The organism is Paraburkholderia sp. MM5482-R2, from assembly GCF_050436125.1.
Taxonomy (GTDB): domain Bacteria; phylum Pseudomonadota; class Gammaproteobacteria; order Burkholderiales; family Burkholderiaceae; genus Paraburkholderia; species Paraburkholderia tuberum.
In genome coordinates this window covers 1069350-1085312 of the sequence record NZ_JBNDLP010000003.1, presented here as the reverse complement: position 1 = coordinate 1085312, position 15963 = coordinate 1069350, and the positions used below count along the sequence as shown (strand labels likewise).

The window sequence follows — 15963 nt, the reverse complement described above, 5'->3', positions numbered from 1 at the left end:
GGTTCATCCCTGCGCGGCCGGATGGCCCGCGTCGAGGTGCACTTTCACGGTCGCGGACAGGCCCGGACGCAGCACGCCCTGCATGTCCTTCGGCACGTCGAGGCGCACGCGCACCGGCACGCGCTGCACGATCTTCGTGAAGTTGCCGGTCGCGTTTTCCGCGGGCAAGACGCTGAAGGTCGCACCGGTCGCCGGTGCAAGACTGTCGACCACGCCGTGCAGCGTTGTGCTCGACGCATCGAGTTCGACGTCGACGCTGTCGCCCGAATGCATTTTGCGCAGTTGATCTTCCTTGAAGTTCGCGTCGATCCATAAACCGCTCGCCGGCACGACGGTCAGCAGCGACACGCCCGTGTTGGCGAGCAGCCCAACGCGAGCCGTGCGATTGCCGACATAGCCATCGATCGGCGAGCGGATCGTCGTGTACTCGACGTTCAACGCGGCGACGCGCTGCGCGGCCTGCGCGGTCGCGATGCGCGCTTTCGCGTCGCCGATCTGAGCGTCGAGCACCGCGATCTGGCGTTGCGCCGCGAGCAGCGCCGCGCTGCTGCGATCGACCGCGGCGCGCGCTTTGGCCAGATCGGCGTCGGCCTTCTCGACGACCTGGTTCGACACCGCGTCGTCTTTCACGAGCTCGCGGTAGCGCGTCTGGTCGGCGGCGCTGCGTGTGAGCTCGGCGCCCGACGCGCGGACCTCGGCGGCCTGCTCGTTGATCGCCGCGAGTTGCAGTGATTTCTTCGCTTCGAGTTCGGTGACGGCGGCCTGCGCGCTCTCCACTTCAGCGCTGGCCTGGGCGAGGCGCGCGTCGTAGTCGCGGGCATCGAGACGCACGAGCACCTGGTTGGCGTGCACGAACTCGTTGTCGTGCACGAGCACGTCGGTGACGAAGCCGTTGACCTTCGGCGCCATCACCGTGACGTCGCCGCCGACGTACGCATCGTCGGTGCTCTCGACGAAGCGGCCGACGAAAAACCAGTACGAAGTGGCCAGCGCCAACACGACGAGAACGGAGAGGATCGCGAGCAGCATCCACGGGATACGCCGCGCCTGTCTGGCGGGTTGTACCGCGCTTGGCGGCGCGACGGTCGAAGGAGTTGTGGACATGGTGTCGATATGTGCGTATGCACTCTTCAGATTGAAAAAAACGGCGCAGTGCGCCGGCCTCCGCTATCTTCAGCGTTTATGTCAAAGCGTATCCCGGGTGATCGCAAACAGCTCGGTGCGCAGTGCAGCCGCGCGCTCCTCGCCGAAGCGGTGCTCGAACTCGGCCTGTGCGGCATACCAATGAGCGCGGCCTGCGTCTTGCCGCTCTTCGCCCGCGGCGGTCAGCGAGATCAGCAGCGCGCGCGCATCCGCGCCCATCGCCTCGCTCGACACCAGCCCGTCGCGTCGCAGCGGTTGAATCGTACGGACCAGCGTGGTGCGCTGCATGCGCATGGCCTCGGCAATCTGCTTCATCGTCATCGGACCGGTGCGCTTCAGGCGCCCCAGCAGCGAAAACTGCGTGATGGTCAGCCCGACATTCGACAGGTGCCGGTCGTAGATCTGCGATACGTGACGCGCGGCCTGGCGGATCGCAAAGCAGTCGTCGTCGAAAAGCGCTTCCATTCGCTGCACTTCCTTTGCTCGTTAGTGCATATGCACATTAAGCGGCGTCATAAAACCCGCCGAAGCGGGTTCCTACGCGCGATCTAACCGGTGATGCTGAACAGCTCGGTACGCAGCGTCTTTGCGCGGGCGCGGCCGAACTTCTTTTCGAATTCGTCCTGCGCGGCGCGCCATGCGACGGAGGCCTGATCGAACGTCGTCTCGCCTTTTTCCGTCAGGCTGAACAGCAACGTGCGGTTGTCGTGGTCCGCCGCCTCGGCCAGCACGAGCCCGTCGCGCTGCAGGGGCTTCATCGCGCGGACCAGCGTGGTGCGCTCCATCACCATCGCGTCAGCGAGCTCCGCCATAGGCAGGTTCGGTGTGCGCGCGAGCTTCGCGAGGATCGTGAACTGCGCAGCGGTCAGCCCGACGCTGCCGAGATGGCGCTCGTACATCTGCGTGACGTGCCGCGCCGCCTGGCGCAGCGCGAAGCAGTTGCATTCGTCGTAGGAGAGAGGACGGTTCATGGAGCGAAGTTTATGTGTGCATATGCACTGTGTCAAGTTTTTCGAATGGCAACGGGCAAATGCCTCACCCGTTGCGCTACGAAGGCCTTCATCTTGCGACTTGCCAGCTGTAATTGTTATGTTATAACATGACCAAAAATTGGCGCTCCAGCCCTGCCGTTTTTCACACCGGCCCACTGCGACGTCCAACAAAATCCGTCCGACCTATGAGCGGACAGTCCATGCTCAACGACCACTTATGACCGTCATCGCCATTACCGTTCTCATCGAAAAGTAGGCCTGATCGACGGGCCTGCTATCGCGCGTCGTCAACCTCCAGTTCGCCTGTCCTTCCCCTGCCGGCCAGGGGCGAGGTGGGTGAGCTTTTGCCGAACGCTTCTGTTCATCAACGCATCGTCCTTAGCGCGAGCAACAACAATGAAAAACCGCACACTGACCGCACAGGCGGCGATCGTGTTCTGTACCGCCATCTCGAACGCATGGGGTGCGCCAGGCAACGCCATGTTGACGGGCACGGTCTCCGATCCCGCGGGCCATCCCGTCGCTCACGCGAAAGTGGAAGTACAGGACGCGAGCGGCGCCTCCATCGGCGCGTCGAACACGGACACGTCGGGCCACTTCTCGATCGACGGCGTGGCGCCCGGCACGTATGCGGTCGTCGTCACCGCGGCCGGTTTTGCAAGCGGCAGCAGCATCGCGACCGCCCAGTCCGGCGCCCCGGCGAGCGTCAGCGTACAACTGCAAAAGAGCGACACACTCGATGTACAGGTCAACGCACAACGTCTGAACGCTGCCCGCAACGGCTTGCTGCCCGAAACGGGCAGCAGCGTCTATCGCTTCACTCAGGCGGATATCGCCACGATGCCGGCGGGCGCGAACACGCCGCTCAATCAGGTGCTGCTGCAAGCGCCCGGCGTCGCCAACGACTCGTACGGCCAGCTGCACGTGCGCGGCGAGCACGCCAATTTGCAATACCGGATCAACGGCATCATCATTCCGGAGCCGATCAGCGGCTTCGGCCAGTCGCTCGACACGCGCATCATCGATCAAATGAACCTGCTCACTGGCGCCCTGCCCGCGCAGTACGGCTACCGCACGGCCGGTATCGTCGACATCCGCACCAAATCGGGCGACATGGGCAGCGGCGGCTCGATCGACGTATTCGGCGGCAGCCATCAGACCGTCAAAACGAGCGCCGACGTGTTCGGCAGCGAGGGACCGTTCAGCTACTACCTGAGCGGCTCGCTCGGCATGAACAATCTCGGCATCGAGAATCCGACGGCGAGCGCCAGTGCGATTCACGATCACACGCGCCAGGGCAATGCATTCGGCTATCTGTCGTATCTGCTCAATCCGCTCACTCGTGTGAGTCTGTTGTTCGGCGCGACCAGCAACCAGTTCGAGATTCCGAACACGCCGGGGCTCACGCCGAACTTCGCGCTCAACGGCCACAGCACGTTCGATTCGTCGCAACTGAACGAAACGCAATCGGAGCTGAACAATTTCGCGGCGCTCGCGCTTCAAGGCACCAACGGCGGCGCGCTCGATTACCAGGTCGCCTTCTTTACGCGCTATACGCGCACGAAGTTCAATCCCGATCCGATCGGCGACCTCATGTTCAACGGGGTAGCATCGGAGGACTTCCATAGCAACACAGCCAACGGCGTGCAGGTCGATACGACCTGGCGCATCAACGACAGTCACACGGTTCGCGCGGGCGTCTTCTTCCAGCAGGAACACGCGATATTCGACAATAACGTGTCTGTGTTCCCCGCCGACGCGGACGGCAACCAGCTGTCCGACGTGCCCTTCAACATCCAGGACAGCAGCAGCAAGACCGGCTATCTGTACAGCCTGTACGCGCAGGACGAATGGAAGCTGACCGACCGGCTCACGCTGAACTATGGCTTGCGCTACGACCGCATGGACGAGTACACGAGCGCGAGCCAGTTGAGCCCGCGCGTCGGCCTCGTCTACACGCTCACGTCGTCGACGACGCTGCACGCCGGCTACGCGCGCTACTTCACGCCGCCGCCGTTCGAACTCGTGTCCGGCTCGACGATATCGAAGTTCGACGGCACGACGAATCAGAGTTCGGTAACACAGAACGATCCCGTACAGCCGGAACGCAGCCACTATTTCGATCTCGGCATCACGCAGAAACTCGGCCCTGCGGTCACGCTCGGACTCGACGCGTACTACAAGAAATCGACCGACCTGCTCGACGAAGGACAGTTCGGCTCCGCGCTGATCTACACGCCGTTCAACTACCAGTACGGCAGAACGTATGGCGTCGAATTCACCGCCAACTACAAACAGGACAATCTCTCCGCGTATCTGAACCTCGCGTATAGCCGCGCGCAAGGCAAGAACATCAACTCCGCGCAGTTCAATTTCGGTGCGGACGAACTGGCGTACATCTCGAACAACTGGGTGTACCTCGATCACGACCAGCGCGTGACCGCATCGTTCGGCGCGGCATACGACTTCCACCAAACCACCTTCACGTTCGACGGAATCGTCGGCTCCGGCCTGCGCAGCGGCTTTGCGAACACCGACCGCCTGCCCGTCTATGCGCAGTTCAACCTCGGCGTAATCCAGCACTTCAACGAGCCGATGATCGGCAAGTTCGACGCGCGTCTGGTGGTGATCAACGCATTCAACCGCGTGTACGAGTTGCGTGACGGCTCGGGCATCGGCGTCGGCGCGCCGCAGTACGGTCCGCATTTCGCGGTTTATGCGGGCGTGACCAAGTACTTCTGATCGACGGCAGGGAGAATCATCATGCAGGAATGGACAGGCTTTATCGCGGCGATGCGCACCGGCGGATGGATCATGTATCCGCTCAGCGTGCTCGGCGTGCTCGCATTGACCATCATCATCGAGCGGGCGTATGTGTTTGCCCGCTTCGCAAGCGCACCGGCGCGTGTTTTGCAACCCACGTCGTCAGCCGATGACAACCGTCTCGACCGCCTCGCCCCCCACCACGCGTTTCGGCGCATGGCCGCGCCGTGGCTGTCGGAATCAGACTCGCCGCTGTGGCTGCGCGAGGCGTCGGCGCAATCGATCGCGTCACAGATCGAGCGCGACATGGGCCGCGGTCTGTGGCTACTGGAGACGATCGTCACGGCGGCGCCGCTGCTCGGCTTGCTCGGCACGATCGTCGGGATGATGAAGTCATTCCAGCTGTTCGGCGGCAATGGCCTCGTCGATCCGGGCGGCGTCACGGGCGGGGTGGCGCAGTCGCTGGTGGCGACCGCGATCGGACTCATCGTCGCGGTCTTCGCACTGTTCGCGTTCAACTATTTTTCACGGCGGCTCGAGCGTCTGATGGATGAACTCGAACTGTTCGCCAACGCGCGACTCAGCGCGCTGCGCCTGCAACAAGAGGCGCGAGGCGAGCGCTGATGAAACTCAAACGCTCGCGCGCCTCGCGGCGCGGCCGAATCGAAATCATTCCGATGATCGACGTGATGTTCTTTCTGCTCGCGACCTTCATGCTCGCCTCGCTGGCGATGCAACGTCTCGACGCGGTGCGGATCAATCTGCCTTCGGGACGCGCGCAGCCGATCAGCACGAGCGAGCCGCTGACGATATCGGTGAACGGCAACGACGAGGTCTCGGTCAATCGCCACGTCGTTCGCGCGGATCAGATCGAGCCTGAAGTGAAGCGCCTGCTGCGCGCGGACGGCAACGTCGTCATCGCGGCCGACGATCACGCGGGTCACGGCGCGGTCGTGCAGGCCATGCTCGCGGCGCGACGCGCGGGCGCCGAACACTTTCTGATCGCCGTGCATCGTGATTAAAGCTTGCCGCGAGCTGTCCGGGGGGCACGTTGTGGGAACGCTGCGTACCGCCGTCGCTTGTCTGATCTCGCTGGGTATCTGGTTTCTGGTGCTGGCTGCGCTGTCGTCCGGGTTGCTGAAGTCGAGTCAGCCAGCCCCACCGCCTGCTCCACTGGATATGCGCGTGGTCGTGCTCGACGAGCCTGCGCCGCCTGAATCCCGTCCGTCGCAAACTCCGGTTGCGGTTCCAGCGGAACAGGCGCCACGGCACGCGCAGACGCAATCGCGTACCTCAGCGCATCGCCCGGTGCCGCCTGTGCCAACCAGGCCGCAGACGCTGACGACGCCCGCTGCCGCAGCGCCGTCGGCACCGGTTGCTAGTCAGGCAAAACGCCCGTCGCAAGATGATCAGCCGGAACAAACGGCCGCCGCGGGATCGCAGCAATCGTCCGCACAGCACGACGCCGCTCCAGCCGCCTCGGCAAGCTCCAACACCGCCGCCCGCTCCATCTCGCAACCGCTACCGACGCTGCCCGACGACTTGCGCGAGCAGGCCTATCAGACGATCGCGACAGCCCGCTTCACGATCCACGCCGACGGCTCGGTCGATGTCGAGCTCATTCACGCGACGCCGAACCCCCGTCTCAATCAGTTGCTGCTCGACACGTTGCGGCGCTGGCGCTTTTTTCCCGCGCTGCGCGATGGCCGGCCCGTCGAAAGCACGCAAAACATCCGCGTGCATTTCAACGTCAGTTGAACAGCGCCTACTGGCTTGCGCAGGTGAAATTCGCCGCGACGTTCACGTCGCCCGAGCCGTTATAGCGCGGAAAGGTCGGATATTGGCACAGCGGCCGTGTGCGTCCGGGCACGCCCGCCGTATCGGCGACGATCTGCGCGGGCGGCACCACGCCGTTTTCGACCCAGTTTTCGAGCGTCGTCAGCGAATCCCACGAGGCGTTGAACACGGTGCTGAGCGCATGGCCATAGCCGGGAATCTCGTAGAAGCGCACGAAGTTCGCCACGGTGGACACGCCCATCGTCGCTTGCAGACGCTGATAGTACTGCTCGGTCGAACGCGTGCTGACGAGCGCGTCGGCCATGCCGTGCGCCATCAGGATCTTGCCGCCCTTCGCATTGAAGGCCGACAGATCCGTCTTGTTGACGTCCTGCAGGCCCGTCAGCTGACTGATGCGCGCCTGCAGACTGCCCGGATTCTGCGGATCGACGGCGAGCGAGTTGTAGTTCGGGTCGCGCGTGACGAAGTAGCGGATCCACTGGTCCCAGAACACGCTCAGATACGGCGCGGTCGTGGGCATCGGCGATGCGGGCTGTGACATGCCGAGCGCGAGCGTGGTCACTGTCGGCTGCAACGCCGAAGGATTCGCGATGCCGAGATCGGCGCCGTACACGTTGAAGCCCGGATACTGCGTCTCGCCGCTCGCGAGAGTGTAGCCGAACGTGATCGGCGTGTTGTACACGTTCAGCGCCGCGATCTGCGCGTCGGACAGACAGGTGTCGCCGGTATCGGCGCCGCCCGCGCAACGCAGCGGCGCGCCGTTCAGCGTCGCCGTCGCGGGATTGAAGGTCGCGTTGCACGCGGCGACGTTGCTGATCAGACCGTCGGCAACGCCGTCGAGCGCGTCGCAACTCGCGAGCACCGTGTCGAGCAGCACCTTGCGCTTCGCCTGGTCGAGATAGGCACCGGGCGCCGCCAGTGCGCGCGTGATGCGGCCGAACTGCAGATCGAGGCTCGCGGCCGCCCATGCCGGATACAGCACGATCGAGCCGTCCCAATCCTGCGGCCAGCGTTGCACCACCGCCAGCGCCTCGCGTCCGCCCGACGAGCCGCCCGCGAAATACGCCCGCTTCGGCGCCTTCACCGCGTAGCGCGCGTCGATCAGATAGACGGCCGCGTCGCGGGTTTTCTTCAGTGCGTCGCCGTTGAAGTTCTGCATCGCTTCGTCGTTCACGCCGAACGACGCGTCCTCGCTGCCGAGCGCATTGGCCTCGTGTCCCGAGTCACTCGCGAACACCGCGTAGCCGCGGCCAAGCGGAGTCAGTTGCGCGGTCGGGCCGGCCGGCACGTTGCCTGTCGGCGCGGGAATCGTGCCGTCGTAGCCGCCGCCGCCGAACATCATGATCTTGCTGTTCCAGTTGGTCGGCATCGCGATCTGGAATTTGATTTGCGGCGCCGCGGGATCGACGGGACTGATCGCGCCGCTGACGAGGCAATACTCGCCGGTCGCTTGCGCGCCCGAGCCGGACGCGGGCATCACGGTCGCCGCAGTCACAGTCGCGCCAGTGGTCGGCAAACCGATTGCTGACGCCGGCACGTTCTTGCCGGTCAGCTGCGCGCAGCCAAGCGGCGCGGCGGCGGTCGACTGAATGTTGTCACTGCCCCCACAGCCGCTCAACGATAGAACCGCGAGCAATGACGCGACGGAAATGACCGGAACAAAAGAGAAGGATGACGGAACGGCGCGCTGCATGGGCATGACTGTCTCCATCTTGGTTTAGAGACGCGGTCGCACGAGTCGGCTCGATCTCGCACGCCGTGTCTGCGCTGGGGGATGTGAGGCGCGAAGGTATACGGCAATGCGGTGCATAGCAAGCGGCGTGCCGCGAGCCGCCGGCGGGCCACGCATGCATTGCAGCCAGGCGTCGGTTGCGATCCGGAAAGCGCGTAAGAGTCGACTTTGCAATCGGCTTCGCTGCCACGCTCGCGATAGCCTTCAACGCAGATCCGCACGAAGATCGCGCACGCCTTTGCCGAGCCGTTGGCGCAACAGCGTGCGCAACGTGGCACCGTCGACATAGCCGACCTCGGCCGCAATCGCGTCGATGCCGAGGCCGCTGCCATGCAGCAGCGACTGCGCATACTCGACACGCAGATCCTGAAAGTAAGCCAATGGCGATTTGCCGAGCACGTCCTGGCAACGACGCTGCAGCGTACGCGCGCTCGTCGCCAGTGCGGCCGCAGCATGCTGCAGCGAGAACCCTTCCTTCAGATGATCGCGCGCCCATCGCTCGAAACGCTGAATCAGCGGATCGGCCTGAGCCAGATGGTTCGGGATGATGTACGGCGCCTGCGATGAGCGCAGGTCGGCGAGCAGGTAGCGCGACACGAGCGTAGCCAGCTCGGGGCTCGCGCGGCGGATCAACCACAGCGCGAGATCGAGATGCCCCATCGCCGCGCCCGCAGTCACACCGACGTCCGATGGCACCAGCATGCGCGACTCGTCGAGCAACACGGCCGGATAGCGTTGCCGGAACAATGGACCCAGCCACCAGGTCGTGGTCGCTTCGCGATGATCGAGGAGTCCGGTTTCCGCGACGAGGAACGTGCCGATGCACGACGCGGCGATCAACGCGCCCTGTGCATGCCATGCCAGCATCTGCGCCCTGGCGTCGCGCACGTCCGGGCCGCTCGAGCGCGGGTACCAGCTGCTCCGGCGTACCGGTACTGAGCGCGGGAATGATCACCCAGTCCGGCTTCAGGTCCGCGGTGATCGCTTGCACGGGGATGGTCAGCCCCTGCCCTGAGCGAACCTTCTTGCGCACGCCGACGACCGACAGTTCGAAGTGCGGCCGCCCGCCCATCTTCGCGGCCGCGAACCGGTTGGCGAGCGAGAACGCGTCGAGCATGACGGTGAGACCGGTGTCGAACAGCCCCTGCAAGGCGAGCACGGCGATGCGCATGGCGTAAATGACCCTAAAGTTGTCATTTGCGACGATACAGCTTTTCCCGGCCGAGGGCTACAGTGAGCCCCGTTGTACATCGCAACCAACGTCGACCCAGGAGGTCACTGATGAAAGTTTTCGCCATCGCAACCGCACAACCGACCCTCACCCCGGACAAGCTCCAGCAGCACATGCCCCACGAGGTGCCGGCCACGCTCCAGCTTTATCTCGACGGCAAGGTCGAGCAGTTCTGGTTCCGCGACAAGGCCGGACCGATTTTCCTGATGAACGTCGGGTCGGTCGACGAGGCCAAGGCAATACTCAACGCGTTGCCGCTCGTGGCTGACGGGCTGATGAAGTATGAATACCTGCCGGTGGGACCGCTCGCGCCGCTGGGGCGGCTGATTCAGAAGGGGTGAAGTCACGCTGGTGGGGAGCCGTGCCGCCAATGTGCCTGGCGGCACGTTTGAAGAAGCATTACTGCCCGACCTTCTCCGATTCGACGACCAGGTCGAGCACATAAGCGACCGACGGCCCATCGGCAGGCGGGTTCCTGACTGTGAAACGCTTCACGCGCACGACGTTACGGATGCCCGGCGTGTGCGTATAGCCTTCGATATCCTGATTCAACGGGTGCCACGGACCAGGCGTGCCGGTCGCCAGGCCCTGCTCGTCGAAGAAGCGATCGCGCACGAGCAGACATTGCGCGTTCGGCATCAACGGATGGTTGCACGGCACGGACTGCGCCGCCACTTCAAGGAACGCTATTTGACCGGGGCCGCCGTAGCGCATCTCGGCCGTGGGCACACCGGTAAAGCTCAGCGTGTCGCCGCTATCGGTGACCAGTTGCAGGCTCGGCGCGTTGTCCCGCGCGAGCAGGGTCACGTTGACGCTGCCGCGCACACGCTGCGAGATCGCATCGTCGAGTGCGGCAAGCGCGGCATCGTGGCAGGCCATCATCGTGCTGACCATGGGGCCGATCTGCAAATACCCTTTCCTGACGGTGTAACCCGCTCCCATGCTGTTGCAGCTATTGACGACGGTGATCCGGTACGGACTGAAGTCGAGCTGCACTGGCCTGTCTGGGCGGACGAACAGGACATCGATGTGTGTGCCATTGCGATCGATCGCGTTGTTCAGTTGCCAGTGGTATCGGGTCAACAGATCGGTGCCGGTCGGCGACGCCGGGTTGGCGGCCGCCGTGGTTGCCGATGGCGCCGGCGCTGTCACTTCCGGTGCCTGTGCGCAGGCGGCGAGAACGAGCGGCAGCAATAGCATGCGGTATTTCACGTCGGCACCTCGCTGAGTTCAGTGGTCGTTCCGGGCGTTTGCTCGCGTCGTCGGGCCAAGGGGCGCGAGAATCAGGTCGCATGCACGAAAGCCGGAAGTGCCAGTGAAGGGTACCACCCGGCCGCATCAGGCCGGGTTTGCGCACCTGCCTAGTTCAGGCCGCGAGCATCGACTCGACGACCGACAGCATAACGCAGGTGGAAGACGTAAAAACGTCGCTCGATGCTGATCGGATTCCTCGTTACGTGGCCGAACTGCGCCCAGTGCAGCAGGCTACGCCTGGGAGATGTCACGGCCGACGGAAGGACGGGCGTGACGCCGCTTCAGCCGAGGGCGCAACATCAGATAGAAGGCGGCAACATGCGTGATCGCCAGCGTCGGCACATAGATGATCGGAATCGCGTACAAGGCGCCCAGCTCGCCTGCATGCGCGGGCAGATCGGCCGCGGTTGCGTGGTAGTAGTCGATGATCAGGTCGGCCATACCAACAAGATTGAAAGCGACGACGAACGACCAGAAAAGCGGACGTATCCGGGCCGTCAGCAACGCCAGCATCGCCAGCACCCCCGTGGCGAAATCCCCATAGGCGGCGAACACGGCGAAGCTCGCGGACAGTTGCGGACTGACGACACCAGGCAACAGAAAGGCGAGCCCGAAGAAGCGGAAGCTGTGCAACGTGGCGATCGCGCGTTGCGCGTCGAATGGAGCCATCGACTTGAGCTTCGGCCAGACGTAGGTGCCGAAGCACAGCAGCCAGGCGAGATAGCCCAAAACGAGGTGCAACTGGAACAGAAGTCGCGATGACATGGTGCCTCCTTGTCAAGTGTTGTACGCGCAGGTGTTAGGTGTACCATCGTCTCGCGCGGGTGACTATTCCTCACAATGTTGACAGGCTATGAAGCAGAACTTCACAGTCAGGCAGGGCGCGCTCGACGGCGTCGAAGTCTTCCTCAGCGTTGCCGAGCATCGCAGTTTTCGCGGGGCCGCCGCGCAACTGGGCGTGACGCCGTCGGCCGTCAGTCAGGCGGTGCGTGTGCTCGAAGCCCGCCTCGGTGCGACGCTCTTCATCCGCACCACGCGCAGCGTCGGCTTGACCGAAGCCGGCGAGCGCTTTCTCGCTCGGGCCAAGCCCGCCTTCGAGGAACTCGTCGCCGCCAGCGAGGTGGCGCGCGGACTCGGCGAGCGACCGTCCGGCCTGTTGCGTCTTTCCGTGCCGCGTGCAGTCGTGCCGATCCTGCTGGAGCCGCTGATCGCGTCATTCTGCAAGGCCAATCCCGAGGTCGAGGTGGAAATAGCGGCCAGCAAGGAGCTGATCGATCTCGCGACGGAAGGCTTCGACGCCGGCATCCGGCTCGGTCAGTTCGTCGCCGCCGACATGGTCGCGGTGCCGCTCACGGCACCGTTCCGTTTTGTCGTCGTGGGAAGTCCTGCCTATTTCGCGGCGCGCGGCCGCCCCGAGCAAATGGACGATCTGCGCGAGCATGCATGCATTCGCTGGCGGCGCTCCAGCGGCGCGCTCGCGTTGTGGTCGTTCAACGACAACGGCCAGCCGATCGAGATCGCCGTCTCCGGTCCTTTCATCGCCAGCGATTTTGCGAGCGTGCTGGGCGCGGCGATCGAAGGCGTTGGCCTTGCCCAGCTACCCGAGCCGATGGTCGCCGAGGGGTTGCGAACGGGAAAGCTGGTGCACGTTCTGAAGGCGTACGCGCCGATGGTCCCGGGCGTGTTTCTCTACTATCCGAGCCGCCGCCAGATCATGCCGAAGCTGCGTGCGTTCATCGATCATGTGAAGAGCCGCGCGACGCGCTCGATGCCTGGCGACAGTTGACGAAGTTGATGATGTCGTCGAGGAAGCTCAAGGGTCTTCGCATAGCCGTCGCTCGGACCGGACACCGAAGCAGTAACCCACGATCAGCATGCGAATCATGAGCTCCGGCGTTTCGGCAGCGAGCTGATAGGCGCGGCCATGCGAGCTTTTGTTCGTCAACGCAAGCGTTCTCAGCGTCTCTACGCTCAAGCCGCTTCCAGCTTGCGAGATCGGTCGCGTTTGTCCTGAGCCCATCATCTGCAGCAGTTTGCGGATTTTATGCCGATGGTGCTTCGCTCTCATGCCGCGATTTTTTCATCGTCGCCGGATCGCGCACGATGGTGACCGCGCACGGCGCGTAGGCGAGCACCTGGCGGGCGACCGAACCGATCAGCCAGCGATCGAACGGCGTATGTCCGCGATGCCCCACCACGAGATGGTCGATAGCATGCCGCTCCGCGTACAGCACGATCTCCTTTGCCGGCGGGCCGACCACGAGATCGAACTCCACGGCCCCGATCGAAGCGGCGAGCTTCGCCTTGATGTCGTCGAGGATCGCGGTGGCATGGCGCACTTCCAGATCGATCAGATTTTTTCGCTCAACTTCTATCGCACCCCAGTCCGGCGTGCGCGCGACGACGAGCACATGCAAGCGCGCGTCGAAACGCTTCGCGAGATCGACCGCGAAAGCAACGGCATATTGCGCGGACGCCGACCCGTCATAACCTACCAGCACGTTCTGCATGATCTGCTCCTGTGCGATTCAAACTGGGCCGTGACTTTGTTGGACGAAATGCATCGAGCCATTTGCGTGAACCGCGAGCGCTCCCCGACTTCACGGCGTCGGCGCGAAAGCATGCGCGAACCACTCGCGAACCCGCCGCGTGGATTGTCATGCGGACGACGTCGGCACCTGCGGTGTTGAATCAGTTGTCGTCGCTTCTGGACGGGAGGTGCTCGTGAGGCTCGGGCTCTGCCGCGTCGGCGTTAGGAAGGTCGTCTGGGGCCGGATTTTTCAGGCCCTTCGGATCGGGCTGGCGAGTCTTGCCGGCGGAAGTTTTCGCGGGGTCGAGAGAGGTGCCGGTCGGCTCAGCGGATGGATTGGAGGTCATGATGTGCTCCTGCGCTGATGAATACAGCTTCTACCATGATAGTTCACCTGGCCGATTTGAGTCATACGCGCTGTCACGCCAGCACTACTGTCACGCCCGCCCGCTGTTTCTAGCCACGCTAACCACAGGATCGCCCCGCGCGCCTTTTGTTGCCGCTGGCGGTGCACGCAAGCGGGCCTACCGAGGAAAATTCCGCGTTCCGAACCACACCGAAAAAAGCACAGGAAGAAACGCCCGCTGGCCCACGTGAGGACGCGGGCGGGAGTCGTAGGTTGATGGAATCATTGCACATAGCCTTACTGCGGGCCGGCGCCTTGCTTGAAAGCATCACACGGCAACTGCCAGTCAATGGGCAACGTCGGGATCGACTCGGGGTAGTCCGATGACAGTGCCAAATGGGCCACCGTCTCGTCGTACTCGTAAGCCTTACCCTCGTTGGCCAACTGATGCACCGTCGTCCGGCACACGCGCCCGATGATTGGCGTAGTTCGGCCCCAGTTCCAGCCGTTCGACACGGGCATTCAAAATCGTTTAAAACATAGTCAGACATGACTCTTTCTCATCACTCACCCTGACGGGTGCTCTTGCGATAGTCAAAAGGACTACTGCCGGTCCAATGTTTAAATGCGCGGCAGAAACCGGTGGCGTCGGAAAAGCCAAGATCGAACGCCGGCACTGCCACGCTCGTGTTCGAGTTTGTCAGCCGATGGACAGCGATATCCCTTCGCAGTCCGTCTTTCACGAGCTGGAAGACTGGACATTCAGCGCATTTCATCACGGTTCCATCGTGGCTAAAACGCGCGACTATCTTGAACAGAATATTGCGCAGCCGGTAACCATACAGGATCTTGCGCAGGCATTGCACACATCTGTACGCACGCTCAACCGTAGATTCGCAGAGGAAGGAACGCACCCGAGTGCCCCCGCGCACCAGACTAGCGATAGTTGACGAAGTCGATCAGGTCATTGAGGAACCAGGGCAGAATAAGTTGCGTGTCGGAATAGCTGGTGCCGACAGTGAGTCTCGGTGGTCTTGACGTGGAGTCAGCGGACGGTGCGCCGTCTGGAACATGCAGGATGTAGGCGTTCGTATCGACCGCCGGCTGATTGTTCGCCGGAGTCGATGTGCAGCCGGTAGCGAGAACGACGAGAACTGCTGCCAAGCAACGAGACTTCATGAGCGGGTGAACTCCGGCGACGTTTTCTACATTATGGCTGAACTGACTTGAATACCGGCAACGAACTGAACCCCATCGCAAAGTCAACACCGTTACGCCCAGTGTCGTCCGATGTGCGCCCGCCGCCGACGATCGTCCCAGGGCTGGTGGCCGAACAGATGTACCCGGGACGAGCTACACAATGGACCGAACCGCCTGAGTGCGCGACTAGGGCTCGCGCAGGTGGTCGGAAGAAAACAGAAGCACGCACTCGAACAGCGTTATGGTTTTCGCCGCCTTGATGTAATCACCCGGTGGGAGCAGCAATCGCAGGGCTTATCTGGACCGCAGAGCCACGGCGAAGGAACGTGATGGCCGGATTGCCGGCGCGAATTCGCTAGACTGACGCGGATGTCGCCGGCCGGCCAATTTGAGTCGATCGCCCGGCAGCCCTGAATGTCCGCTTGCAAGTTTGCTACGGCCCGACGCGATACCACATCGAACGTCACGTCGCGCAAATTTCTCAAAGCTGGTCAGCCGGCATATCCGGAGTGCGATGTCACGGAGCCGGACCGCCGCCTGGTGCCACCCGCGAAATCGCGTCGAGAAGATCTTTGGCTACAAACGGCTTGATCAGCAATTCCTGGCCGCCAGCGCACGCGACGGCGCTGCGCGTTTCCGGATTGTCGTGCGAGGTGATGAACACGGCTGGAGGACGACGATAACCGAGCTGCTCGTAGAATCGGGGCCCTGAAATACCGGGCAGTTGAACGTCCAGCACAAGGCAGTATGGTACGCGCATGCAGTTCGCGTGGGAGTATGCCTCGGCGCTGCCGAACAACAGGATGTCGAAGCCCGAAACGCGCAACAGGCGCTGCAATGCCCGACCCATGCCGGCGTCGTCTTCGACGATCACGATCAACTGTCTGGTATGGTTCATTGCCCGCCAAGGTCTCGTGCCTCAAGTTTCGTGTGAGCCAAGGTCCGGCGCTATCAGGGCATGGGGCAATCCGGTTG

18 protein-coding genes and 2 pseudogenes are annotated in these 15963 nt (G+C 63.2%); 6 read left to right on the top strand and 14 right to left on the bottom strand.

Annotated elements, in window-relative coordinates; genetic code table 11:
• Window positions 1–3: 3 nt before the first annotated feature.
• The 3 genes from OKW37_RS27135 to OKW37_RS27125 all read right to left on the bottom strand — a co-directional run bounded on the left by OKW37_RS27135 (window position 4) and on the right by OKW37_RS27125 (window position 2114).
• The gene (locus OKW37_RS27135; protein ID WP_429291601.1) at window positions 4–1104 is read right to left on the bottom strand and encodes an HlyD family secretion protein; all 1101 of its coding nucleotides are present in this window, start codon (window positions 1102–1104) and stop codon (window positions 4–6) included.
• 81 nt (window positions 1105–1185) lie between these two features.
• Window positions 1186–1608 carry a MarR family winged helix-turn-helix transcriptional regulator gene (locus tag OKW37_RS27130; protein WP_184025155.1) on the bottom strand — a complete coding sequence of 141 codons (423 nt, stop codon included), beginning with the start codon at window positions 1606–1608 and terminating at the stop codon, window positions 1186–1188.
• A gap of 83 nt (window positions 1609–1691) precedes the next feature.
• A complete protein-coding gene (locus tag OKW37_RS27125) occupies window positions 1692–2114 on the bottom strand; it encodes a MarR family winged helix-turn-helix transcriptional regulator (RefSeq protein ID WP_090807156.1) in 423 nt (140 codons plus the stop codon).
• A gap of 417 nt (window positions 2115–2531) precedes the next feature.
• Here OKW37_RS27125 and OKW37_RS27120 point away from each other — a divergent pair, with 417 nt between their 5' ends.
• Genes OKW37_RS27120 through OKW37_RS27105 form a run of 4 tightly spaced genes read left to right on the top strand, consistent with a single transcriptional unit; the run spans window position 2532 to window position 6656 of the window.
• Window positions 2532–4877 carry a TonB-dependent receptor gene (locus OKW37_RS27120; RefSeq protein ID WP_429402751.1) on the top strand — a complete coding sequence of 782 codons (2346 nt, stop codon included), beginning with the start codon at window positions 2532–2534 and terminating at the stop codon, window positions 4875–4877.
• 21 nt (window positions 4878–4898) lie between these two features.
• Window positions 4899–5522, top strand: a complete 624-nt coding sequence (locus tag OKW37_RS27115) for a MotA/TolQ/ExbB proton channel family protein (RefSeq protein ID WP_090807159.1) — start codon at window positions 4899–4901, stop codon at window positions 5520–5522.
• Entirely contained in the window at window positions 5522–5920 is a 399-nt protein-coding gene (locus OKW37_RS27110) for an ExbD/TolR family protein (protein WP_184007118.1), read from the top strand. Before OKW37_RS27115 ends, OKW37_RS27110 begins: the two co-directional genes overlap by 1 nt.
• 31 nt (window positions 5921–5951) lie before the next feature.
• A complete protein-coding gene (locus OKW37_RS27105) occupies window positions 5952–6656 on the top strand; it encodes an energy transducer TonB (protein ID WP_429402750.1) in 705 nt (234 codons plus the stop codon).
• Between the two features lie 7 nt (window positions 6657–6663).
• Here OKW37_RS27105 and OKW37_RS27100 read toward each other — a convergent pair whose 3' ends face one another.
• Window positions 6664–8388 (bottom strand): tannase/feruloyl esterase family alpha/beta hydrolase, encoded by a 1725-nt coding sequence (locus OKW37_RS27100; protein ID WP_429354190.1) that lies wholly within the window; start codon window positions 8386–8388, stop codon window positions 6664–6666.
• A 243-nt stretch (window positions 8389–8631) separates the two neighbouring features.
• Window positions 8632–9598, bottom strand: a pseudogene (locus OKW37_RS27095) (GlxA family transcriptional regulator).
• Between the two features lie 110 nt (window positions 9599–9708).
• On the opposite strand from OKW37_RS27095, the gene OKW37_RS27090 reads away from it, so the two are divergent.
• Window positions 9709–9999: a hypothetical protein gene (locus OKW37_RS27090; RefSeq protein WP_184025141.1), complete on the top strand. Its 291-nt coding sequence runs from the start codon at window positions 9709–9711 to the stop codon at window positions 9997–9999.
• Window positions 10000–10057: 58 nt separating this feature from the next.
• On the opposite strand, the gene OKW37_RS27085 is transcribed toward OKW37_RS27090, so the two are convergent.
• Both OKW37_RS27085 and OKW37_RS27080 read right to left on the bottom strand, forming a co-directional pair.
• Window positions 10058–10870: a DUF4377 domain-containing protein gene (locus tag OKW37_RS27085; protein ID WP_429402748.1), complete on the bottom strand. Its 813-nt coding sequence runs from the start codon at window positions 10868–10870 to the stop codon at window positions 10058–10060.
• 273 nt (window positions 10871–11143) lie between these two features.
• The gene (locus OKW37_RS27080) at window positions 11144–11677 is read right to left on the bottom strand and encodes a hypothetical protein (protein WP_090807165.1); all 534 of its coding nucleotides are present in this window, start codon (window positions 11675–11677) and stop codon (window positions 11144–11146) included.
• 88 nt (window positions 11678–11765) lie between these two features.
• Between OKW37_RS27080 and OKW37_RS27075 the strand changes: the two genes are divergently transcribed.
• Window positions 11766–12698 carry a LysR family transcriptional regulator gene (locus OKW37_RS27075; protein ID WP_429509977.1) on the top strand — a complete coding sequence of 311 codons (933 nt, stop codon included), beginning with the start codon at window positions 11766–11768 and terminating at the stop codon, window positions 12696–12698.
• A 33-nt stretch (window positions 12699–12731) separates the two neighbouring features.
• Here OKW37_RS27075 and OKW37_RS27070 read toward each other — a convergent pair.
• From OKW37_RS27070 to OKW37_RS27040, 7 genes and pseudogenes are all read right to left on the bottom strand, one after another.
• Window positions 12732–12806: pseudogene (locus tag OKW37_RS27070) on the bottom strand (transposase); the annotation flags it as partial.
• Window positions 12807–12954: 148 nt separating this feature from the next.
• Window positions 12955–13422 carry a universal stress protein gene (locus OKW37_RS27065; RefSeq protein WP_184063493.1) on the bottom strand — a complete coding sequence of 156 codons (468 nt, stop codon included), beginning with the start codon at window positions 13420–13422 and terminating at the stop codon, window positions 12955–12957.
• 181 nt (window positions 13423–13603) lie between these two features.
• The gene (locus OKW37_RS27060) at window positions 13604–13789 is read right to left on the bottom strand and encodes a hypothetical protein (protein WP_090807171.1); all 186 of its coding nucleotides are present in this window, start codon (window positions 13787–13789) and stop codon (window positions 13604–13606) included.
• 296 nt (window positions 13790–14085) lie between these two features.
• The gene (locus OKW37_RS27055; protein WP_184063490.1) at window positions 14086–14310 is read right to left on the bottom strand and encodes a hypothetical protein; all 225 of its coding nucleotides are present in this window, start codon (window positions 14308–14310) and stop codon (window positions 14086–14088) included.
• A gap of 41 nt (window positions 14311–14351) precedes the next feature.
• Complete coding sequence (locus tag OKW37_RS27050) at window positions 14352–14702, bottom strand: helix-turn-helix domain-containing protein (RefSeq protein ID WP_311734746.1); 351 nt, start codon at window positions 14700–14702, stop codon at window positions 14352–14354.
• A gap of 22 nt (window positions 14703–14724) precedes the next feature.
• Window positions 14725–14952 (bottom strand): hypothetical protein, encoded by a 228-nt coding sequence (locus OKW37_RS27045; protein WP_262419850.1) that lies wholly within the window; start codon window positions 14950–14952, stop codon window positions 14725–14727.
• 553 nt (window positions 14953–15505) lie between these two features.
• Window positions 15506–15862 (bottom strand): response regulator, encoded by a 357-nt coding sequence (locus OKW37_RS27040; RefSeq protein WP_429354189.1) that lies wholly within the window; start codon window positions 15860–15862, stop codon window positions 15506–15508.
• Between the last annotated feature and the right edge of the window lie 101 nt (window positions 15863–15963).